18 protein-coding genes are annotated in these 21166 nt (G+C 75.6%); 5 read left to right on the top strand and 13 right to left on the bottom strand.

Going from position 1 to position 21166, the window contains the following annotated elements; genetic code table 11:
* Position 1: 1 nt before the first annotated feature.
* On the bottom strand, positions 2 to 556 hold the full coding sequence (locus O7599_RS32445; protein ID WP_281619167.1) for a hypothetical protein: 555 nt from the start codon (positions 554 to 556) through the stop codon (positions 2 to 4).
* 163 nt (positions 557 to 719) lie between these two features.
* Here O7599_RS32445 and O7599_RS32440 point away from each other — a divergent pair, with 163 nt between their 5' ends.
* The 3 genes from O7599_RS32440 to O7599_RS32430 are packed head-to-tail and all read left to right on the top strand — an operon-like array spanning position 720 to position 5462.
* Entirely contained in the window at positions 720 to 1214 is a 495-nt protein-coding gene (locus O7599_RS32440; RefSeq protein ID WP_281623613.1) for a hypothetical protein, read from the top strand.
* Between the two features lies 1 nt (position 1215).
* Positions 1216 to 4794 carry an ATP-binding cassette domain-containing protein gene (locus O7599_RS32435; RefSeq protein ID WP_281619166.1) on the top strand — a complete coding sequence of 1193 codons (3579 nt, stop codon included), beginning with the start codon at positions 1216 to 1218 and terminating at the stop codon, positions 4792 to 4794.
* Positions 4791 to 5462, top strand: a complete 672-nt coding sequence (locus O7599_RS32430; RefSeq protein WP_281619165.1) for an ATP-binding cassette domain-containing protein — start codon at positions 4791 to 4793, stop codon at positions 5460 to 5462. The genes O7599_RS32435 and O7599_RS32430 overlap by 4 nt, the downstream gene beginning before the upstream one ends.
* Before the next feature lie 7 nt (positions 5463 to 5469).
* On the opposite strand, the gene O7599_RS32425 is transcribed toward O7599_RS32430, so the two are convergent.
* Positions 5470 to 6162: a transglycosylase family protein gene (locus O7599_RS32425; RefSeq protein ID WP_281619164.1), complete on the bottom strand. Its 693-nt coding sequence runs from the start codon at positions 6160 to 6162 to the stop codon at positions 5470 to 5472.
* Between the two features lie 355 nt (positions 6163 to 6517).
* Between O7599_RS32425 and O7599_RS32420 the strand changes: the two genes are divergently transcribed.
* Positions 6518 to 7534 carry a hypothetical protein gene (locus O7599_RS32420; RefSeq protein ID WP_281619163.1) on the top strand — a complete coding sequence of 339 codons (1017 nt, stop codon included), beginning with the start codon at positions 6518 to 6520 and terminating at the stop codon, positions 7532 to 7534.
* A gap of 110 nt (positions 7535 to 7644) precedes the next feature.
* On the top strand, positions 7645 to 7872 hold the full coding sequence (locus O7599_RS32415; RefSeq protein ID WP_281623672.1) for a hypothetical protein: 228 nt from the start codon (positions 7645 to 7647) through the stop codon (positions 7870 to 7872).
* 81 nt (positions 7873 to 7953) lie between these two features.
* Here the strand turns inward: O7599_RS32415 and der are convergent, their stop codons facing one another.
* The 11 genes from der to O7599_RS32360 form a co-directional block, all read right to left on the bottom strand.
* On the bottom strand, positions 7954 to 9456 hold the full coding sequence (gene der / locus O7599_RS32410; RefSeq protein WP_281619162.1) for a ribosome biogenesis GTPase Der: 1503 nt from the start codon (positions 9454 to 9456) through the stop codon (positions 7954 to 7956).
* A 70-nt stretch (positions 9457 to 9526) separates the two neighbouring features.
* Entirely contained in the window at positions 9527 to 10129 is a 603-nt protein-coding gene (locus O7599_RS32405; protein WP_281623612.1) for a lysophospholipid acyltransferase family protein, read from the bottom strand.
* A 53-nt stretch (positions 10130 to 10182) separates the two neighbouring features.
* Entirely contained in the window at positions 10183 to 10893 is a 711-nt protein-coding gene (gene cmk / locus O7599_RS32400) for a (d)CMP kinase (RefSeq protein WP_281619161.1), read from the bottom strand.
* Positions 10894 to 10982: 89 nt separating this feature from the next.
* On the bottom strand, positions 10983 to 12068 hold the full coding sequence (locus O7599_RS32395; protein ID WP_281619160.1) for a prephenate dehydrogenase: 1086 nt from the start codon (positions 12066 to 12068) through the stop codon (positions 10983 to 10985).
* 37 nt (positions 12069 to 12105) lie between these two features.
* On the bottom strand, positions 12106 to 13152 hold the full coding sequence (locus tag O7599_RS32390) for a pseudouridine synthase (protein WP_281619159.1): 1047 nt from the start codon (positions 13150 to 13152) through the stop codon (positions 12106 to 12108).
* 27 nt (positions 13153 to 13179) lie between these two features.
* On the bottom strand, positions 13180 to 13896 hold the full coding sequence (gene scpB / locus O7599_RS32385; RefSeq protein WP_281619158.1) for an SMC-Scp complex subunit ScpB: 717 nt from the start codon (positions 13894 to 13896) through the stop codon (positions 13180 to 13182).
* The gene (locus O7599_RS32380; protein ID WP_281619157.1) at positions 13893 to 15143 is read right to left on the bottom strand and encodes a segregation/condensation protein A; all 1251 of its coding nucleotides are present in this window, start codon (positions 15141 to 15143) and stop codon (positions 13893 to 13895) included. Before O7599_RS32380 ends, scpB begins: the two co-directional genes overlap by 4 nt.
* A 142-nt stretch (positions 15144 to 15285) precedes the next feature.
* Positions 15286 to 16032, bottom strand: coding sequence for a hypothetical protein (locus O7599_RS32375; protein ID WP_281619156.1), 747 nt, complete (start codon positions 16030 to 16032; stop codon positions 15286 to 15288).
* Complete coding sequence (locus O7599_RS32370; protein WP_281619155.1) at positions 16017 to 17201, bottom strand: ParA family protein; 1185 nt, start codon at positions 17199 to 17201, stop codon at positions 16017 to 16019. Before O7599_RS32370 ends, O7599_RS32375 begins: the two co-directional genes overlap by 16 nt.
* A 267-nt stretch (positions 17202 to 17468) precedes the next feature.
* On the bottom strand, positions 17469 to 18584 hold the full coding sequence (gene ald / locus O7599_RS32365; protein WP_281619154.1) for an alanine dehydrogenase: 1116 nt from the start codon (positions 18582 to 18584) through the stop codon (positions 17469 to 17471).
* 141 nt (positions 18585 to 18725) lie between these two features.
* Positions 18726 to 21092 (bottom strand): tetratricopeptide repeat protein, encoded by a 2367-nt coding sequence (locus O7599_RS32360; RefSeq protein WP_348652578.1) that lies wholly within the window; start codon positions 21090 to 21092, stop codon positions 18726 to 18728.
* Between the last annotated feature and the right edge of the window lie 74 nt (positions 21093 to 21166).

The following is a 21166-nucleotide window of genomic DNA, read 5'->3' as shown; positions in this document are numbered from 1 at the left end:
CTCAGCACCCGGGGCCCGGCGACCCGCTCATCTCCACGAGGGTGCAGATCGCCTTCTTCGAGACCTTCCAGGTGCCGTCCTGCAGCACCGAGATGCCCGTGGCGCCGGGCACGGCCGTCTCGCCCTTCAGCGCGATGTCGTACGTCACCTCCGCCTCCTCGGCGGACTCGAACTCCACCGCCGTGACCTCGGCGGCGACCTGCTTCCAGCGCTCGTCGTCGGAGAAGGCGACCATCAGCGGCCGCATCGCCTCGCCGTCCTCCAGGACCGCCAGCTTCGCGTCGGCGTCGGAGTCCGGCGAGAAGAACGTCGTCCAGTTCTCCTCGATCTCCTTCTCCGCCGCGGCCGGGTCGGCCGGTTCCGCGCCGCCGGCGCCGTCGTCCGCCCCCTCGCTCGTCTCCGAGGCGGGGCTGCTCTCCGACGCCGGCGCGCTCGGCGCTTTGTCCGGCGTGTCCGCCCCGCCGCCCTCGTCTCCGCAGCCGGCCGCGCCCAGCCCCGTGAGCAGTACCGCCGCGGCCAGCCACGCGGCGCTGCGCGTGCGTGCTCGTCGGGTCATCCGTCCTCACCCCTGAACGTCGTCATGCGTCAAGTGTCCCGCCGATCCGTGCGGTCTACTGCGTAGTACAACCACACACGGCATAGTGCATCCCAAGCGGCCGACATGCACAGGGGGCATAATGCGGCAAACCGGCCCGGCGCGCGGGCACTCGCTGACGGCCATGGCCCTGCGGTGGGGCAGTTGGGCCGCGCTCGCCGCCGGGGCCGTGCTGTGCGCCGTCGGCTGGTACGGGGTGTCGGGCGAGCGGTTCGCCGAGCGGCAGATCCCGTACCTGGCGTCCTGCACGATCCCGGGGGCGGCGCTGATCGTCGCCGGGGCAGTGCTGCTGTCGCGCGGCGACCAGGGTCTTGCGGCGGCGCGGGTGGAGGAGTTGTACGGGCTGCTCGTGGCCGCTGACAGGGACGGCGACGCGGACGGGTCTCACGCCGAAGCCTCGCCGGGACCCGCGCCCGGGCCGGAGTCCGGCGGGGCCGCCCCGTACCTGGCGGTGCCCGGCGGCACGCTCTACCACCGCCCCGGCTGCCCCCTCGTCGGCGGCAAGCCCGGCGCCGTACCGGTCGCGGATCCGGCGGAAGCGGCGGGTGCGGAGCGGGAGTTGACCCCGTGCCCGGTCTGCGAGCCGGGCCCCGCGCCCGGCGCCGCGCCGGAGGCGTGAGGTGTCGCTCACCTACGAACTGACGCTGGCCGGGCTCGCGGTGGGCAGCGCCGCGGCGCTCTCCGGCATCGGCGTCGTCGTCACGTACCGCGCGACCGGCGTGCTCAACCTGGCGCACGGCGCGGTCGCGATGTTCACCGCGTACGTCATGCGCCAGCTCGCCGTCGGCTGGGACTGGCCGCTGTGGGCGGCGGCGGCCGTCAGCCTGCTCGTCGTCGCCCCCGGCATCGGGCTGCTCATGGGGCGGTTCGTCTTCCGGCCGCTGTCGGTGCTCCAGTCGGGCGGGGCCGGCGCCGGCGGCGCGCAGGCGCTGGTGGCGTCGCTCGGGGTGTTCGTGCTGCTGATGGGCGCGGCGGGGCTCCTGTGGGGCACGGGCGCGCGCACGGACGCGCCCGAACTGCTGCCGTCCGACCCGTGGGTGCAGCTCGGTACGGCGGTGGCGCTGGCGGGCGCGGTCGCGGCGGTCACGCGGTGGACCCGGTTCGGGCGGGAGCTGCGCGCGGTGGTCGACAACCGGCGGCTCGCCGCACTCAGCGGCATCGACGCCGACCGGGTCGCCGACGCCGGCTGGGCGTTCGGCACGTTCACCGCGGGCGTCACGGGCGTGCTGCTGGCACCGGAGTACCGCCTCGACCCGTACGGGCTGCCGCTGCTGGTGATGGCCGTCATCGGGGTCGCGGTCGCGGCCGGGCTGCGGAGCCTGCCGGCGGTCGTGGCGGTGGCGCTGGCGGTCGGCGTGGGCCAGGCGCAGTTGACCCGGCTCCATCCGGGGGGCTGGGGCGAGCAGTTGGTGCAGGCGCTGGGCGCGAACCTCTTCGCGGTGCTGCTGCTGGTGGCGGCGCTGGCCCTGCCGCGGCTCTGGACGGGCTCCGGCGACGGCTTCCTGCGGGTACCGGCCGACACGCTGGACTCGGCGGCCGGCGACGGGCGGACGTGGCTGGTCGCCGGGGTGCTGTTCCTGCTGCCGCTGGGCTTCGCGGGCTCCGACCTGACCACGTCGGTCCAGGTGCCGGCGCTGGCGGTGGTGCTGCTGTCGCTGGTGGTCGTCACGGGGCGCGGCGGCCAGGTCTCGCTGGGGCAGGCGGCGTACGCCGGGCTGGGAGCACTGTTCACGGCGCTGCTGGCGGCGGGGCGGTTCCCGGGGCTGCCCGAGCTGCCGGAGCTGGTGGCGCTCGGCGTCGCGGTGCTGCTGGTGGCGCCGCTGGGGCTGCTCACGGGGTACCCGGCGATCCGCCGGCAGGGCCTGGCGCTGGCGCTGGTCACGCTGGCGGTGGGGGTGGCGGTGAGCCGCTTCGTCTTCGCGCAGCCGTACGCGACCTCGGGCCTGACGCTGGGCCGCCCCGCGGGCTTCACCGGGGACCGGGCGTTCTACGTCCTCGAACTCGTGCTGCTCGCCGGCGCGCTGACGGCGGCCCACGCCCTGCGCCGGGGGCGCCCGGGCCGCGCGCTGGCGGCGATGCGGGACCACGAGTCGGGCGCCGCGGCGGCGGGGGTGCCGGTGCCGTCGCTGAAGGTCGCCGCCTTCGCGGCGGGCGCCGCCCTGGCGGCCCTGGGCGGCGGCATGCTGGCCATGGGCGCCCGCGCCTTCGACCCCAACGCCTTCGACCCGGTGCGGAGTCTGCTGTGGTTCGCGGCGGTGGTCGTGGTCGGCGCGGACAGCATGCTGGGCGCGCTGCTGGCGTCGGCGCTGCTGGTGGGGCTGGACGCGGGCACCCGCGGCGGGATGGCGGCGGCGGTCATCGGCGTCCTGGCGGTCCTGCTGGGCCGCTTCCCGGGCGGCCTGTACGAGGCCCTCCACCGCGCGGCGTCCCGCCGCCTCCGGCGGCCGGGCCTGACACCGCGGGGCCTGCGGCTGCGCACGCACCTGGCACAAGCGCCCCGGGCGGTCGGGACGACACGCGTGGCGCCTCCGGCGGGGGCGGCCGGAACCGGGCCGCTCCTGGCACGCACGGTCGCCGGGCCCCGGCCGGCGCAGGACACGGACAGCCCGGCGCCTGCGGCGAGGCGCGGAAAGAGCGGCGCGGAAGGCACGGCGGAGCCCGGCCCGGCGGAAGCCCTGTGGCCGAGGGACGCCACCGCCGAGCTGGCTTCCAGGGCGACCGCGGGGGCCGCGGAGGACCCCGGGGGAAGGGACACGCCCGGCCCGGCCGCGGGCGAAGCCGCGCGGCCCTCGCCCGTCGGCCGGTCCGGCGCCGAAGGCGCACGGGCCCCCGGCCGGGGGCCGACGAGCGCCGTGCCGAACACGCCCGAGCCGAGCACGGGCGAAGCACCGCAACGGGTCGGCGGTGCCGAGCCCGACTCGGACGTCCGGGCCGCCGGCCGCAGGCCGGCCAGCGGAGACCCGGACGCCGCACGCAACCCTGACCGCCGCGACGCGCCCGCGCCACCGGCGCACACCGGCACCCAGACCGACCCGGACACCCGCGCCGCCGGCCGCAGGCCGACCCGCGGAGACCCGGACCACGCACGCAACCCTGACCGCCGCGACGCGCCCGCGCCACCGGCGCACACCGGCACCCAGACCGACCCGGACACCCGCGCCGCCGGCCGCAGGCCGACCCGCGGAGAGCCGGACCACGCACGCACCCCTGACCGCCGCGACGCACCCGCGCCCCCCACCGACCAAGCCGCACATCCGCCGCATACCGACGCCCACTCCACCCCGGACACCCCCGCCGCCGGCCGCAGGCCGACCCACGAAGACCCGGACCACGCACGCAACCCTGACCGCCCACACGCACCCGCACCCCCCGCCGCCGAAGCCGCACCACCACCACCACCGCATACCGGCAACCGGTCCGCCACCGACCCCCGCGCCGCCGGCCGCAGGCCGCCCCGCGGTGCGCGCCGGGCGCGGCCGTCCGCGGTGCCCGCCGCAGGCGATCCGCTCGTCGCGCGCGGCGTCTCCGTTTCGTACGGGGACTTCTCCGTGCTCTCCGGCGTCGACCTCCGGGTCGCCGCCGGGCAGGTCACCGCCCTCGTCGGGCCCAACGGGGCCGGGAAGTCCACCCTGTTCCACTGTCTCGCCGGGACCCTCAGGCCGCGGGCCGGGCGGGTCGTGCTCGACGGGCGGGACGTGACCCGGCGCAGCGCGCACGCGCGCAACCGGCTCGGGCTGGCGCGGACGTTTCAGCAGCCCGCCGTCTTCCCCACCCTCACCGTCGCCGAGAACGTCGGCGTCGGCGCCGAGCAGGGCCGCGTCCGCGACCCCGCGGCCACCGACCCCGTGCTGCGGCTCCTCGGCCTCGACGGGCCGCTGCGCGACGCGCCGGCCGAGGACCTGCCCACCGGCGTCCTCCGCCGGGTCGAACTCGGCCGCGCCCTCGCCGGCGGCCCCCGCGTGCTGCTGCTCGACGAGCCCGCCGCCGGCCTCGACCTCGCCGAAACCGCCGCGCTCGTCCGCGTCCTGCGTGCGCTCGCCGCCGACGGCACGGCCCTGCTCGTGGTCGAGCACGACCTCGAACTCGTCGGCGAACTCGCCGACACCGTCTACGCGATGGCCGCCGGCCGCATCGTCGCCTCCGGCACCGCCGCCCACGTGCTCGCGGCGACGGGCACGGCAGCCGCGGAGGCGCCGTGAGCGTCGAGATCGCGCTGCACCGCGCCCGCGTCCGCTACGGCCCGCTGGAGGCCATGCACGGCGTCGACCTCCCCGTGCCCGCCGGCCGGCTCACGGTGCTGCTGGGCCGCAACGGCTCCGGCCGGACGACCGCGCTGCGCGCCCTCGCCGGGACCGTGCCGCTGGCCGCGGGGCGCGTGGTGTGGCGCGGGGAGGACGTCACGCGGATGCCCGCGTACGCCCGTGCCCGCCGCGGGCTGTCGCTGACTCCGGAGGTGCGCGCGGTGTTCGGCTCGCTGACCGTGGCGGAGAACCTGCGGCTCGCCGCCCGCGACGGCGACACCGGCCCCGCGCTGGCCGCGTATCCGGAACTGGCGCGGCTGCTGACGCACCGCGCGGGCACGCTCTCGGGCGGCGAGCAGCGGATGCTGGCCGTCTCCCGCGCGCTGCTGTCCCCCGCCCGGCTCGTCCTGCTCGACGAGCCGGGCCAGGGGATGTCGGCCGCGGTGGCGGCCCGTACGCACGAACTGCTCGGCGGGCTCGCCGCCACCGTCGTCGTCGCGGAGCAGAGTCTGCCGCCCGGCCTTGCGGCCGCGGCGACGGTGGTGCACGAACTCCGTCGCGGCAACGTGGTGTTCAGCGGCGAGCCCGCCGAAGTGGGGCCGCCGTGGCGCACGGCGGCCCGCTGAGGGCCGGTCAGACGTGCAGGCGCTGGCCCGGCAGGATGACGTCCGGGTCGCCGCCGATGACGTCGCGGTTGGCCTCGTAGACCTCGCGCCACGGCGTGCCGTGGGCGTCGGCGATGCGGCTGAGGGTGTCGCCGGCCTTGACGGTGTAGTTGCCGTCGCCGCGCTTGAGCGGCTGCCGCTGCTGCTCGCCGCGGTCCGCGCGCGGCTCGGAACGCGGCTGCGCGGGCTCCTCCTGCGCGGGCTCCTCCTGCTCCGGCTGCGCCACCGCGGGTGCCCCGCCCGACGCGCCGGCCTCGACGGAGCAGTGCGGCCAGGCGCCCCACCCCTGCGCGGCCTGCACCTTGGTGGCGACCGCGATCTGCTGCTCCCGGCTGGCCCCGTCCGCGGTGGCCGCGTAGGCGGTTCCGCCGTACGCCTCCCAGGTGGACGCGGCGAACTGCAGCCCGCCGTAGTAGCCGTTGCCGGTGTTGATGGACCAGTCGCCGCCGCTCTCGCACTGCGCGATGCGGTCCCAGACCCCGCTGTCCGCGGCGCCCGCCGGGGCGGCGGAGGCCAGGAGTGCGAGGGGGGCGAGGAGCGCGGCGGCTCCGGTCGCGACGGCGGCGTTCCTGCGTGTCCTGCTGGTGCTGATGGTGGTGCCTGCCTCACTGGTCGTACGGTCACTGCGGGTGGCGCGTATGTCGCCCTTCGGGAAAGGCATACGTTCCTCTCGGTGGCCCCGGGTCCCCTGCCCGGGCGGTGCTCGGTGCACGCGGCGGCCGAATCTAGGCAGCCTTGTCGGGCGTAATCAACCAAGACCCCGTCATTCGAGGCCAGTTGCCGGTTACCGTGGGTATCGATCAATACCGGACAGGGTGCCGCGCCGGTCAAATCAGGCTTTGTCTGGCAAATCTTCGGTCGAGCTGTGGCTCGCCTCACGGCACCAACGACCGTGATTCGCACATCAGTTGACTCACAGTGAGAATTTCCGGTCAACTCCCTACGGTCCGTACACCCCGTTCCGGCAATCGACGCCGGGGGCGTGACTCCGCACACAGGTCGCCCGTTGTGCCCAGATGAACAGGCACCACGACACCGAGGAGCGACTCGTGCCCCGCATGCTCGAAGTGAGCGACGCCGTACGCGCCGAGATCGGCGACGAGGAGGCGGACCGGCTCGCCGCCGGCGAGTCCGCCCCCGGCGCGTACGACTGCACCTCCTGCCGCGCCCCCGGCGACTCCGCGCAGGAGCGGACGAGCACCGTGCTCTTCGTCGGCGAGGAGACCGCGGTGCTCGCCTTCGCCCACGCCACCTGCATCCCCTCGCAGGTCGTCCCGGTCTCCGAGGACCAACTGCAGGGCGCCGTGCGCTCGATCACCGCCGACGAAGGACCGGAGCGGGCCCCGTCCCCGGCCGCCGCACCCGCCCCCGTGGCACCGCACGTGGCCGCCGCCGCCCTCGCGCCCGCGGCCTTCCCGGCGCCGCAGCCCCACGTCTCCGCCGGCGCCCCCGCTTCCCCGGCCGCGGTCGTACCCTCCGCGGCACCCGCGCAGCACGCCGCACCGGCCGCCGCCTCCGCCCCCGCTCCCGCGGCGGACACCGGCGGCGACCCGGGCGAGGCGCAGGCGGTGCTCGGCGTCACCTGCGGGCTGGTGATGTGCGGCGAGGACGCGCGGCCCGCGCTGGTCGTCGAGCCCACCGCGCCCGTCGTCCGGCCCGGCTCCGAGGGCCCCGGCGACGACTTCCTGCCGCTGCTCATCGAGAGCGGCTTCCTGCCCGTGATGGACATGGTCAAGCCCCCGGCGCCGGCGACCGGTTGGTCCGTGCTGCTCGTCGCCGGTCACCTGCACGCCGTGATGCAGCCCGGCACCGCCGGTCAGCCGCCGACCGCCTGGTGGCGGGCGCACCAGCCGCTGCACGTGTCCGACGGCTGGCGGGCCACCGCGGCCAAGGAGCAGGAAGTGCTGGTGTACGCCGCGCCCGTCGGCGCGATCGGGCGGCAGCCGCGCGAGGACCTGCTCGGCGAGGCGCTGGCGCAGGCCGCCGGGCGCGGGCTCCTCGTCGGCGCGACGATGCCCCTCACCGGAACCTGATCCCCGCCCCCGCCGGGGCACCGGTACCTGATCGGAGCAACGCGCACCCGTATCCCCGCGTGCCGCGCCTTCGTTGCACAAGTGTGCACCGATACCACGTGATTCCCGGCATGCGCCCCGCCCACGAGCCCCGCGCGGCCGCCGGCACCTCGGGGACGCCGATCTACGACGCCCTGTTCGCCGAGTACCGCCGGCTCTTCCGGGCGCTGCCCGGGGACCGGTCCGGCGAGGAGCAGCTCCGCTTCGACGCCATCATGAACTCCCGCCCGTCACTGCCGTCCACGGGCCGCCTGCGGTCACACCTGCACGTGCACCGCCACCGCGCGGCCGGGGACTAGGGCGGGCGCGAACCCGCCGTCCCGTGCCGCGTACCCGCCGGGCGCGTACGCGGGACACGCACCCGCGCGGGGCCGGGACCGCTACTTCTTGCGGCCCCGCTTCTCCCGCACCCGCACCGAGATCCGGATCGGGCTGCCCTCGAAGCCGAACTCCTCGCGCAGCCGCCGCTCGATGAAGCGCCGGTAGTTCGCCTCGATGAACCCCGAGGCGAAGAGCACGAACCGCGGCGGCCGGGTGCCCGCCTGGGTGCCGAAGAGGATCCGCGGCTGCTTGCCGCCGCGCACCGGGTGCGGCTGTCCGGCCACGAGTTCGCCGAGGAAGGCGTTGAGCCTCCCGGTGGGCACCCGCGTCTCCCAGCCCGCCAGCGCCGTCTCCAGCGCCGGCACGAGCTTCTCCAGGTGCCGTCCGGTACGGGCCGAGACGTTGACCCGCGGCGCCCACTGCACCTGCACGAGGTCGCGCTCGATCTCGCGCTCCAGGTAGAAGCGGCGCTCCTCGTCCAGCAGGTCCCACTTGTTGTACGCGATGACCAGCGCCCGGCCGGCGTCGACGGCCATCGAGATGATCCGGGTGTCCTGGACGGCCAGCGTCTCGCCGGCGTCCACGAGGACGACCGCGACCTCCGCCTTCTCCAGCGCCGCGGCGGTGCGCAGCGAGGCGTAGTAGTCGGCGCCCTCCTGGAGGTGCACGCGCCGCCGGATGCCGGCGGTGTCGACGAAGCGCCAGGTCTGCCCGCCCAGTTGGATCAGCTCGTCCACCGGGTCCCGGGTGGTGCCCGCGACGTCGTCCACGACGACGCGGTCCTCCTTGGCGAGCTTGTTGAGCATGGACGACTTGCCGACGTTCGGCCGCCCGATGAGCGCCACCCGGCGCGGCCCGCCGAGCCCGCCGGCGAACGACTGCGCGGGTGCGTCCGGGAGCACGGCGAGCACCGCGTCGAGCATGTCGCCGGTGCCGCGGCCGTGCAGCGCGGAGACCGGGTGGGGCTCGCCGAGGCCGAGCGACCACAGGTACGCCGCCTCCGCCTCGCCCGACTGCCCGTCGACCTTGTTGGCGCAGAGCACCACCGGCTTGCCGGCCCGGCGCAGCATCTTCACGACGGCCTCGTCGGTGTCCGTGGCGCCCGTCTGCGTGTCCACGACGAAGACCACGGCGTCCGCGGCCTCCACCGCGAACTCGGCCTGCGCCGCCACGGAGGCGTGGATGCCGAGCACGTCCTGCTCCCAGCCGCCGGTGTCGACCATCTTGAAGCGGCGGCCCGCCCATTCGGCCTCGTACGACACGCGGTCGCGGGTGACGCCGGGGCGGTCCTCCACGACGGCCTCGCGGCGGCCGATGACGCGGTTCACCAGAGTCGACTTGCCGACGTTCGGGCGGCCGACGACCGCCACCACCGGCAGCGGGCCGTGCCCGGCCCGCGCGAGGTCGCCCTCGACCTCGTCGAGGTCGAAGCCCTCCTCGGCGGCCAGCTCCAGGAACTCGGCGTACTCGGCGTCGCCCAGCTCCCCGTGCTCGTCGCCGTGGCCCCCGTCGTGGGCCGCGCCGTCCGGGCCCTGCTCCGGGGAGATGCCGGTCTCGCTCATCACGTTCCTCGTCCTTGCGTTCTCGGCCGCGTACGGCCCGGTTCGTCCGGGCAGCGGCCTCAAGTCTGGTCTAGCGGCCGGTGTCGCGCCTGGCGGCGGCCAGGTGCGCGGTCAGCCGGTCCTGGATGCGCAGCGTCGCCTCGTCCATCGCCTTGCGGGTACGCCGCCCGTCCGGCGAGCCGGCCTGGAAGGGCTCGCCGAAGACGATGTCCACGTGGGAGCGGACCGGCGGCAGGGCCTTGACCACGCGGCTGCGCCGCTCCGCCGTGCCCAGCACCGCGACCGGCACCACCGGGGCGCCGGAGCGCACCGCGAAGTACGCGACGCCCCCGCGGATCGAGGAGAAGTCGCCCTCTCCCCTGCTGCCCTCGGGGAAGATCCCGAGCACCCCGCCGTCGTCCAGCACCCCCAGCGCGCGGGTGATCGCCGCCCGGTCGACCGTGGTGCGGTCGATGGCCACCTGGCCGATGGTGCGCAGGTACCAGCCTACGATCCCGACGAACGCCTCCTGCTTGATCAGGAAGTGCACCGGCCGCGGCGAGGTGCCCATGAGCAGCGGGCCGTCGACGTTGTGGGAGTGGTTCCCGGCCAGGATGACGGGCCCGCTCGCGGGCATCCGCCAGGCGCCGAGTATCCGCGGCCTGAAGTAGCCGTGCATGACGGGCGCGGACATCCGCCGCCCGACGAGCGCACCCCGTGTCTCCGGCACCGCGCCGGCCGGTTCTGTCACCGACCCTGCTGCTTCTCTTCGACGAGGGTCACGACGCACTGGATGACCTGTTCCAGGGTCAGCTCCGTCGTGTCCACCTCGATGGCGTCGGCGGCCTTGGCGAGCGGCGAGACCTTGCGGCCGGCGTCGGCGGCGTCACGCCGGGCCAGCGACGCCTGCGTGGCCGCCACGTGGCGGGCGCCATTGCCCTTCAGCTCGTTGCTGCGGCGGGCGGCCCGTACCTCCTCGGAGGCGGTGAGGAAGATCTTCACGTCCGCGTCCGGCAGCACCGTCGTGCCGATGTCCCGGCCCTCGACCACGATCCCGCCGCTCTTCGCGGACTCCGCCGCGATCGACCGCTGCAGCGCGGTCACCCGCGTCCGGACCTCCGGCACCGCGCTGACGGCGCTGACCGCGGCGGTGACCTCCCGGGTACGGATCGGGCCGGCGGCGTCCGCGCCGTCGACGGTGATCGTGGGCGACCCCGGGTCGGTGCCGGAGACGATCTGCGGCTTCTCGGCGGCGGCGGCGACCGCGGCGGCGTCGTTCACGTCCACGCCGTTGCCCAGCATCCACCAGGCGGCGGCCCGGTACTGGGCGCCGGTGTCGAGGTAGCGCAGGCCCAGCCGGGCGGCGACGGCCCGGGACGTGCTCGACTTGCCGGTGCCGGCGGGGCCGTCGATGGCGACGATCACGGGGGCCCGCTGGGCCTTGGCGGCGCTGTCCACGGGGCGTACGACACCCTTCCTCTGGTCGACGACGGGGTAAAGCCGAACTTGTGCGGGACCAAGGGTACTGCCACCCGCGCGGGCCCCCGTCACTGCCTCAGGGGCCACCCGCGCTCGCGCAGCGCCGCGGTGAGCGCGGGCGCCGCCGACAGCTCGACCATGAGCTGCACCCGCCCGGCCTGCTGGCCGGTGGCGTGCTCGATGCGTACGTCCTCGATGTTGACCCCGGCCGCGCCGGCGTCGGCGAAGATGCGGGCCAGCTCGCCCGGCCGGTCGCCGATGAGCACGGTGACGGTCTCGTAGTCCGCGGGGGCGGCGCCGTGCTTGCCCGGCACCCGCTCGCGGCCGGCGCTGCCGCGGCGCAGCACGTCCTCGATGCCGGCCGCGCCGCTGCGGCGCTTGGCGTCGTCGGCGGCCTGCAGAGCGCGCAGCGCGCGTACCGTCTCGTCGAGGTCGGCGGCGACCTCGGCCAGCACCTCGGCGACCGGGCCCGGGTTGGCGGAGAGGATGTCGATCCACATCGCGGGGTCCGAGGCGGCGATGCGCGTGACGTCCCTGATGCCCTGCCCGCACAGCCGCACCGCGGCCTCCTCGGCGTCCCGCAGCCGGGCCGCGACCATGCTGGAGACGAGCTGCGGGGTGTGCGAGACGAGGGCGACCGCGCGGTCGTGGGCGTCGGCGTCCATCACCACGGGCACGGCGCGGCAGAGCGCGACCAGCTCCAGCGCCAGGTTCAGCACCTCGGTGTCGGTGGTCTCCGCCGGGCTCAGCACCCAGGGGCGGCCCTCGAACAGCTCCGCGGTGGCGGCCAGCGGGCCGGAGCGCTCGCTGCCGGCCATCGGGTGGCTGCCGATGTAGCGGGTGAGGTCGCCGCCCAGCTCCTGGAGGGTGCGGCGGGGGCCGCCCTTGACGCTGGCGACGTCGAGGTAGCCGCGGGCCAGGCCGCGGCGCTGGGCGTCGGCGAGGGTGCGGCCGGTGAGCGCGGGCGGCACGGCGACGACGGCGAGATCCACCGGGCCGGGGGCCGGCTGGTCGGTGCCGGCCCCGAGGGAGGCGGCGGTACGGGCCTGGTCGGCGTCCTCGTCCCGGAGATACACCGTGACGCCTCTGCGGGTCAGCGCCAGGGCGGCGGAGGTGCCGATGAGGCCGGTGCCGATGACGAGGGCGGTACGCACGGCGCAAGGATACGCGGCGCCCGGCCCGCACCCGCCCTCAGAGCCCGACCTCCCGCATCAGCATCCCGACCTCGGTGTTGGTCAGCCGGCGCAGCCAGCCCGACTTCTGGTCGCCCAGCGCGATCGGGCCGAAGCGCGTCCGTACCAGCTTGTCGACGGGGAAGCCCGCCTCCGCGAGCATCCGCCGCACGATGTGCTTGCGGCCCTCGTGCAGCACCACCTCGACGAGGTAGTTCTTGCCGGTGTTCTCCACCACCCGGAAGTCGTCCGCCTTGGCGTAGCCGTCGTCGAGCCGGATGCCGTTCCTGAGCCGCTTGCCGAGGTCGCGCGGGAGCGGGCCCTGGATGGCGGCCAGGTAGGTCTTCTTCACGCCGTAGCGGGGGTGGGTGAGGCGGTGGGCCAGCTCGCCGTGGTTGGTGAGCAGGATGATGCCCTCGGTTTCGGTGTCCAGGCGGCCGACGTGGAAGAGCCGCGTCTCGCGGTTGTCCACGTAGTCGCCGAGGTTCTGCCGGCCCTCCGGGTCGTCCATCGAGGAGACGACGCCGACGGGCTTGTTGAGGGCGAAGAAGAGGTACGACTGGGTGGCCACGGTCAGCCCGTCGACCTTGATCTCGTCCTTCTCCGGGTCGACGCGAAGCCCCTGCTCGGTGACGATGCGCCCGTTGACCTCGACCCGCGCCTGGTCGATCAGCTCCTCGCAGGCGCGCCGCGACCCCATGCCGGCCCGCGCCAGCACCTTCTGCAGCCGCTCGCCCTCCGGTTCGCCGAACGTCTTCGGCAGCGCGCGCTGCGGCTTGCTGTGCCGGGCCCTGGCCCGCTCCTCCAACTGCGCGTCGTACTCGCGGGAGCGCGCGGGCCTGGCGGGCGCGGCGCCGCGCCCGCGGCCGCCCTTCCCCTGGCCGCCCGGGCGCTCGCCCTGGGGGACGCCGGACTTCTCGTACCGCCGCTCCTCGGGGCGGGGGCGTCCCCGCTCGTCGGAGCGGGGGCGGCCCTGCCCGCGCTGTGGTGCGTCCCGCCTGCCGCCCGCCCCCCGGGGGTCGGAGCCCGAGGGCTTCCTGCTGTTCCTGCCGCCGCTGCTTCGCATCGAGCTACCGTCAGTCCGTTGGTTTGGTCAGGTCTCGTCATCCACGTCGAACGACGGGACGCCCTCCTGGGACTCGCCCTCCACCGCGTCCGCGTCCGGGAGGAACGGGGCCAGCTCGGGGAGCTCGTCCAGGCCGCGCAGGCCCATCCGCTCCAGGAAGTAGTTCGTCGTCCTGTACAGGATCGCACCTGTTCCGTCCTCCGTGCCCGCCTCCTCGACAAGCCCCCGCTGCAGCAGCGTGCGCATGACGCCGTCGCAGTTGACGCCGCGGACGGCGGAGACCCGGGAGCGGGAGACCGGCTGGCGGTACGCGACGACCGCCAGCGTCTCCAGCGCGGCCTGGGTGAGGCGGGACTGCTGGCCGTCGAGGACGAAGCCCTCGACGGCGGGCGCGTAGGCGGCGCGGGTGTAGAAGCGCCAGCCGCCGGCGACGTGCCGCAGGTCGAAGCCGCGGCCCTGGACGGTGTACTCGTCGGACAGCTCGCGCAGGGCGTCGGCGATCTCGCGGGGGCGGCGGTCGAGGACCTTGGCCAGGTGCTCGGGCGTGACGGGCTCGTCGACGACCATGAGGACGGCTTCGAGGGCAGGGCGCAGCGGGAGGCCCGCGGTGGGGCTCGTCTCCGTCTCCTCCTCCGGCTGCCGGGCTGCCTCGGCGGCGGCTGCCGTGTCCGTCGCGTCCGCCCCGTCCACGTCCGCCCCGTCCGCCTCCGCCGCGTCCGGCACGTCCACCCCTGCGTCGCTCATCGCTCGTCCTCGCCTTCGCCTTCGTTCCCGCCGGCCGCGTCCGCGTCGCCGGGCGCCGTGTCGAACTCGTCGGTCACCACCGGCACCACATCCTCCCGCCCCGTCCACCGCACCGTCAGCGGCTCCAGCGCGCCCTCCTGGTCCAGGGCCACGGCCCGCTCCCGGTACAGCTCCAGGAGGGCCAGGAACCGGGCGACGACGGTCAGCGGGTCGGGGGCGTCGGCGATCAGCTCCTGGAAGCTGACGGAGCCGTGGGCGCGCAGCCGGGAGACGACGATCTGCGCCTGTTCCTGGACGCTGACGAGCGGGGCGTGGATGTGGTCGACGTAGACCTGCGGCACGGGCTTGGGCTGCATCGCCTTGACCGCGAGCCGGGCGAAGCCCTCGGGGCCGATGCTGATGACCACCTCGGGCAGCAGCTCCGCGTGGTGCGGCTCCAGTCCGACCGTACGGGGGTGGCGCTGCGACTCCGCCTCCAGCCGGCGGTGGAAGATGCCCGCTATCTCCTTGTACGCGCGGTACTGCAGCAGCCGCGCGAACAGCAGGTCGCGGGCCTCCAGCAGCGCGAGGTCCTCCTCGTCCTCGACCTCGGCGGCGGGCAGCAGGCGGGCGGCCTTGAGGTCGAGGAGGGTGGCGGCGACGACGAGGAACTCGGTGGTCTGGTCGAGGTCCCAGTCGGGGCCCATGGCGCGGATGTGGGCCATGAAGTCGTCGGTGACGCGGTGCAGGGAGACCTCGGTGACGTCCAGCTTGTGCTTGGAGATGAGCTGGAGGAGGAGGTCGAAGGGGCCCTCGAAGTTGGCGAGCCGGACCCGGAAGGCGCCGTCGTCGGGGGCGTCGTCCGGCTCGCCGTCCGGGGCGCCCTCGCCGGTCTCCGGGGCGGGTTCCGCGGCCTGTCCCGGGGCGCTGCCGCCGGGCGGCTCCTCGGCGGGCTCCGTGCCGCCGGGGCCCGCCGGGGCGGGCTCGGTCTCCGGCTCGGGGTCGTCCGGCCGCGGCTCCGGATCGGGCTCCGCAGGACCGGGCGCGGGGCTCGGCTCGTCGGGGCCCGGGGCGGGGGCGGGGATGGGCAGCGGCGGCGCCTCCGGCTGCGGCAGGGGCATCGGCTCGGGGTACGGCTCCCGTACCGGATCCGGGTCGGCGGGCCGCGGCGCGGGCTTGGTGGGCGTCGCGGCGACCCCGGGGCCGCGGCCGAGGGAGCGCCGGGCGGTACGCGCGGGGCGCTGCGGGTCGTCGTGCCTGTCGTCCATCGCTCGCAGGGTATCGCTCGGAGCGGTGCGGGCCCGGTTGCCGTCCGGCGGGGCGGCGCCCAGGTCATCCGGTACGGGCCGGGCGGAGGGCGCGGCCGTCGCGGACGGGCGGCGCGTGCGGGCCGGGCGGAGGGGCGGGCCGTCAGCGGCCGCGCAGGCGGCGTACGAGGATGCTCGCGTCGCCGCGCGACTCCAGGTCGGCCAGCACCACCGCGACGGCCTCGCGGACGATCCTGCCGCGGTCCACCGCCAAGCCGTGGTCGCCGCGGAGCACGAGGCGGGCGTGCTCCAGGTCCATCAGCTCCTCGGCGGAGACGTAGACCGTGATCTTCTCGTCGTGCCGCTCCCGGCCGCTGGGCCGCCGCGCCGCGCCGCGGCCCCGGCCGCGCCGGGGCTGGGCAGCCGCGGCCGAACCGCCGCTCTGCCGCGCGGACTTCGTACGCGCCTGGGCGGCCGGCTCCCGCTCGCCCTGCCGGGCCCGCCCGCCGGCGGCCGGCTCGGCGCTCGCCTCCCGGCCGCCGTGCTCCGTCGCCTCGGGGTCGCGCCGGGCCGCGGGAGCTCCCGCGGTGCGCTTGCCCGCCGGAGCCGCCGGGCCGGCGTTGCCGCCGGTGCCCGCGCGTACGCCCCGCGCGCCGTCGCCGTGACCGCCGGAGTCGCCCGGGTCCTCCGCGCCCGCCTCCTCGGCGTCGGCGTCGGACTCCGCCTCGGAACCGGATGCCACGGCCTCCGAGTCGCCCTCCCGGCTGGGCGCGGGCACCCGCGGACTGCCGCCGGGCGCCTCGCCGTTGGCCCGCTGCCGGTCCGACTGCGGCGTGGACGACTGGAGCGCGGTCCCCCCGGTGGTGCGGAAAAGCTCGTCGGCCCCGGGCAGGCTCACTCGGCGTGGCACCGGGCGAGCACCTCCCTGGCCAACTGGCGGTAGGCGGCCGCGCCCACGGAGTTCGACGCGTACGAGGTGATGGGCTCGCCGGCCACGGTGGTCTCGGGGAAGCGGACGGTGCGCCCGATGACCGTGTGGTAGACGTGGTCGTCGAAGGCCTCGACGACGCGCGCCAGCACCTCGCGGCTGTGCACGGTCCGCGAGTCGTACATCGTGGCGAGGATGCCGTCCAGCTCCAGGTCGGGGTTGAGCCGCTCCTGGACCTTCTCGATCGTCTCGGTGAGCAGCGCGACACCGCGCAGCGCGAAGAACTCGCACTCCAGCGGCACGATCACCTTGTGCGCCGCGGTCAGCGCGTTGACCGTCAGCAGACCCAGCGACGGCTGGCAGTCGATGACGACGTAGTCGTACTCGGGCAGCAGCGGCTTCAGCGCGCGCTGGAGCGTCTGCTCCCGCGCCACCTCGCTCACCAACTGGACCTCGGCGGCGGAGAGATCGATGTTGCTGGGCAGCAGGTCCATGTTGGGCACGGCCGTCTTGAGCAGCACCTCGTCGGCCGACATGCCCCGCTCCATGAGCAGGTTGTAGACCGTGAGGTCCAGCTCCATGGGGTTGACCCCGAGGCCGACGGAGAGCGCGCCCTGCGGGTCGAAGTCCACGAGCAGCACGCGGCGGCCGTACTCGGCCAGCGCCGCGCCCAGGTTGATGGCCGACGTGGTCTTGCCGACGCCGCCCTTCTGGTTGCACATGGCGATGACCTTCGCCGGGCCGTGGTCGGTGACCGGGCCCGGGATGGGGAAGTACGGCAGCGGGCGGCCCGTGGGACCGATGCGCTCCCGGCGCTGCCGGGCGGCGTCCGGGGCAAGCGTGGCGGCGTACTCGGGGTCCGGCTCGTAGTCCGCGTCAGGATCGTAGAAGTGACCTTCTGACAGGTCCTCGAAGTCGGAGGCGGCGGATGCGGCGAGACGTGTGGTGTCCTCGCCGCCGCTCTGGCTGCCGGTCATGGCGTTCACGTGATGACCGTCCATGCTCTGGTATACGTTTCCGCCCTGGTGTGCGTGTGCCGAGAAGGTGTGGACGGCGACGGAGCCGACAGGCGCCTCCACCCCCGAGGGGCCGTGGCCCCGCGCAGGCGTGCCTGGACGACCACCCCCGGGAGCAAATGTCGACTCATTCACAAGTCGTCCTACCTCCTAGGTGACCAGGGCACTTCTCGATTGGTCAGCGTGGCACCATGCCGACGATTGGCGACTCTATGGCGTGTCGGGGTCCCGCAGCAACACAATCCCGCAGACAGAGCACGATGTGTCGGGTGTGGAACACCACTTCGGGCATCCTTTTCCGCGGCACGGCGGCCGGCCGAACCGCTGGTGACAAGGTTCGGCCGGTGAACAGGAGTTGACAGTGTCGCCGATGTGGTCGATGTGCCGCGCACCTGCGCGAAGTCAGCCGAGCACGCGCGCGAGTTCGGCCGCCGGAAGGTCGTGCGCCTCCGCCACGGGACCGTAAACGACCTGTCCTTCGTGGGTGTTGAGGCCCCGCGCGAGCGCCGCGTCGCCGCGCAGCGCCGCGCGCCAGCCGAGGTTCGCGAGCTTGACGATGTACGGCAGGGTCGCGTTGGTCAGCGCGTACGTGGACGTGTTGGGCACCGCGCCGGGCATGTTGGCGACGCAGTAGAAGACCGACTCGTGCACCCGGAAGGTCGGCTCCGCGTGCGTGGTCGGACGGGAGTCGGCGAAGCAGCCGCCCTGGTCGATCGCGATGTCGACAAGGACACTTCCCGGCTTCATCCGCGACACCAGCTCGTTGTCGACGAGCTTGGGCGCCTTCGCGCCCGGGATGAGCACCGCGCCGATCACCAGGTCGGCCTCCACGACGGCCTGCCCGAGGGTGTAGGCGTTGGAGGCCAGGGTGCGTACCTTCGTACCGAAGACCTTGTCCGCTTCGCGCAGCTTGCGCACGTCGGTGTCAAGCAGCGTGACGTGGAAGCCCATGCCGACGGCGATCTGCGTGGCGTTCCAGCCGGAGACGCCGCCGCCGATCACGACGGCCTGCCCCGGCACCACGCCGGGCACGCCCCCCGGCAAAACGCCGCGGCCGCCCTGCGAGCGCATCAGGTGGTACGCGCCGACCTGCGGCGCGAGCCGGCCGGCGACCTCCGACATCGGGGCGAGCAGCGGCAGTTGCCGGTCGGCCTCCTCGACCGTCTCGTACGCGATGGCGGTGGTGCCGGACTCCAGCAGCGCTTCGGTGCACGGGCGGGAGGCGGCGAGGTGGAGGTAGGTGAACAGCACCTGGTCCTTGCGGAGGCGGTGGTACTCCTCGGCGATCGGCTCCTTGACCTTCAGCACGAGGTCCGCCGCGGCCCACACGGCGTCGGCCGTGGGCAGGATCTCCGCACCGGCCGCGACATACTCCTCGTCGGAGATGGAGGAGCCGAGGCCCGCGCCCTGCTCCACGAGGACGTCGTGGCGGTGGCGGACCAGCTCGTGGACTCCGGCGGGCGTGATGGCCACCCGGAACTCGTTGTTCTTGACCTCGCGTGGGATGCCGACCTTCACGATGGATCACGGTCCTTGGGTGAGGGAATCTCGTCAGGCCCCGGTCGGGGTGTCCGCCCGCGGCTCGGTCATTCTTAAATAAAGGAATACTCCGAGTCTAGCCTTTGAAACAGACAGTTTTTTGCGATTGCGTCGATGGATTCACAGGTCCGCGGCGGCCGGCCGGGGCGCCGGTCCCGCCTGCGGGCTCTCCTCGGGCGGGGCCTGCGGGCCCTCCTCGGGGCCGGTCTCCGCGGCGACCACCGCGGGCCGGGGAGCCGGCTCCGCGGGGGCGTCCGGCGGGGTCCCGGAGCCGGCCTGCGCGGCGCCCCCCGGGGTCTCTGCGTCCGCGCGCTCCGGCCCGGTCGCGGGCTCCGGCACGGGTTCCGCTGCCGGCTGAGTCGGCCCAGTCGGCTCAGCCGGCTCGTCCGGGGTCGCCGGCTCCGGTTCGGCCGCACGTGCGGGTTCCGCTTCCGGTGCTGCTTCCGGTTCCGCTTCCGGTTGCGGAACGGCCGCGGCGGCCGGCATCGCCGCCGCCTCGGGGACCTGCTCCGCCAGCCGCCCCGCCGCCGCCCGGTGGAGCTCCGCGGCCTGCGGGTCGCCGGCGCCGTCGACGAGGTCCGACAGCCGGAGCTGCACCGCCGCCCGCAGCGCGGTGTCGCCCGAGAGCCGCGCCGCGTCCATCGCGCGCGTGCACGTCCTCATGGCCTCTCGCGGGTATCCCGCGTACTGCTGCACCCGCGCCACCTCGCCCAGCGCCCGCGCGTGCCCGCCGGCGTCCCCGAGCCTGCGGTACGCCGCCGCCGCCCCGCGCCACTCGCGCAGCGCCCAGCCCCAGGCCCCGGCGTACGTGTGCACCGCGCCGAGCCGTGCCCGCAGCCGCGCCTCGTCGACCAGCTCGCCGCGCATCTGCCGCAGCGCGAGCGCCCGCCCGAACCAGTCCGCCGCCCGGCCCCAGTCCCGTAGTTCCTGGTACGCCGACCCGACCGACTCCAGCGCCCGGCCCACCGGCTGCGGATCGCGCACCTCCCGCGCCGCCGCCAGCGCCCCCCGGTACCGGCCCAGCGCCTCCCCGGGCCGCTCCGCGCGCAGGTCCAGGTCGCCGAGGTTGAGCAGCGCCGCCGCCTTCTCCCGCACCAGCCCGCGCCGCTCGGCGACACCCAGCACCAGCTCGTGCAGCCGGTACTGCTCGGGGGCGGCGTCCGCCTCGTCCCGGTGCGCCCCCAGCGCCCGCGACAGCTCGGCGACCAGCCGCCGCGCCAGCGTGTCCAGCTCCCCGTCGGCGACGGCCGACCGGGCGGCGGCCAGCAGCGACGGCAGCCGGCTGCGCAGCCACGCCGCCGCGGCCTCCGGCGACGGGAAGCGCAGCGCCCGCGGCAGCCCCGCGAGCCGGGTGTGCACCGCGGACCCCGGGGGTTCCGTGACGGCGCGGCAGGACTGCAGCAGGCGTACGTACCGCTCCAGCATCCGGGCCCGGGCGAGCAGCATCTCCTCCCGCTTCACGCCGGCCTCCAGCACCCCGCGCAGCAGCGGCTGCAGGCAGCCCGGCACCTCGTACTGCGTGAGGCTCACCTGCTCCGGCCGCGGCACCGCGCGCAGCAGGCCCTGGCTCGCACAGTCCGCGAGCGTGCCGCGGGCCGCGGCGACCGTGCAGCCGGCGAGTGCGGAGGCGGAGTGGGCGTCGACGAGCCCGGCGGGCGCCAGCGGCAGCAGCCGCAGCAGGTGCGCGACGGACGGCGGCAGCGATTCGTAGACGAGCCGGAACGCCCGCGCCAGCGCCTTCGGCCCGGACGGCCGCCCGGCGGACCCCTCGGTGCTCTCGCCCTTGCGGCGCAGCTCCCGCAGGGCGTCGGCGACGCACGCCTGCGGGTGCCCGGCGAGCCAGCCGCCGGCCAGCACCAGCGCCGCGGGGTGGCCGGCGCACTCCTCGGCCAGCACGTGCGTGGCCTCGGGGTCGCAGGCGATGCGGGTCTCCCCCGCGTACGAGGCGATCAGCGCCAGCGCCGCCGCCGGCTCCAGCCCGCCCAGGGTGCACGGCCGCACGTCCGGCACACCCTTCAGCGGGCCCTCGGCGACGGCGACGACGAGGCAGTCGCGCGATTCGGGGACCAGTTCGAGCAACTGCTCGGGGGCGGTGACGTCGTCGACGACGAGCAGCGCCGAGCGCTCGGCCAGCGCGCCGCGCAGCTCCGCGGCGAGGTGGCCGGGGCCGGCTCCCACGACCGGCGGGACGCCGAGGGCGTCGAAGAGGTCGCGTACGGCCCGCTCCAGCGGCACCGCCTGGCCGCCGGGGCCGGAGAGCCGCGCGGTGTGCACGCCGCCGGGGTAGCCGGCCGCGACGGAGCGGGCCAGCTCGGCGGCGAGCGCGCTGCGCCCGGACCCCGGCCGCCCGGCGATGAGCAGCACCCTGCTGCGGGGGGCGGGGCGGCCGGCGAGGGTGTCGAGCCCGGCGCGCGCGATGTCGGCGCGCAGGGCGTCGAGCTCGCGGGTCCTGCCGACGAACCGGTGGGGGGCGGCCTGTTCCGTCACGCCGGTGAGCGTAATTCACCCAGCGTGAAGGGCGGGTCACGTGACGGCACATGACCGAACGCCGGAACGAAAAT

The sequence above is a fragment of the Streptomyces sp. WMMC500 genome, assembly GCF_027497195.1.
Taxonomy (GTDB): Bacteria; Actinomycetota; Actinomycetes; order Streptomycetales; family Streptomycetaceae; genus Streptomyces.
The sequence above is the reverse complement of the archived record's forward strand: the minus strand, read 5'-3'. Positions and strand labels throughout refer to the sequence as shown.

Bases quoted from the DNA above. Each gene is read 5' to 3' on its own strand.
- O7599_RS32445 (WP_281619167.1), bottom strand. From the start codon at position 556: ATGACCCGACGAGCACGCACGCGCAGCGCCGCGTGGCTGGCCGCGGCG.
- der (WP_281619162.1), bottom strand. From the start codon at position 9,456: ATGAGCGAGACCGGCATCTCCCCGGAGCAGGGCCCGGACGGCGCGGCC.
- O7599_RS32415 (WP_281623672.1), top strand. From the start codon at position 7,645: ATGCGCCCCGCCCACGAGCCCCGCGCGGCCGCCGGCACCTCGGGGACG.
- O7599_RS32390 (WP_281619159.1), bottom strand. From the start codon at position 13,152: ATGCGAAGCAGCGGCGGCAGGAACAGCAGGAAGCCCTCGGGCTCCGAC.
- O7599_RS32380 (WP_281619157.1), bottom strand. From the start codon at position 15,143: ATGGACGACAGGCACGACGACCCGCAGCGCCCCGCGCGTACCGCCCGG.
- O7599_RS32425 (WP_281619164.1), bottom strand. From the start codon at position 6,162: ATGCCTTTCCCGAAGGGCGACATACGCGCCACCCGCAGTGACCGTACG.
- O7599_RS32405 (WP_281623612.1), bottom strand. From the start codon at position 10,129: ATGTCCGCGCCCGTCATGCACGGCTACTTCAGGCCGCGGATACTCGGC.
- O7599_RS32440 (WP_281623613.1), top strand. From the start codon at position 720: ATGGCCCTGCGGTGGGGCAGTTGGGCCGCGCTCGCCGCCGGGGCCGTG.
- scpB (WP_281619158.1), bottom strand. From the start codon at position 13,896: ATGAGCGACGCAGGGGTGGACGTGCCGGACGCGGCGGAGGCGGACGGG.
- O7599_RS32420 (WP_281619163.1), top strand. From the start codon at position 6,518: ATGAACAGGCACCACGACACCGAGGAGCGACTCGTGCCCCGCATGCTC.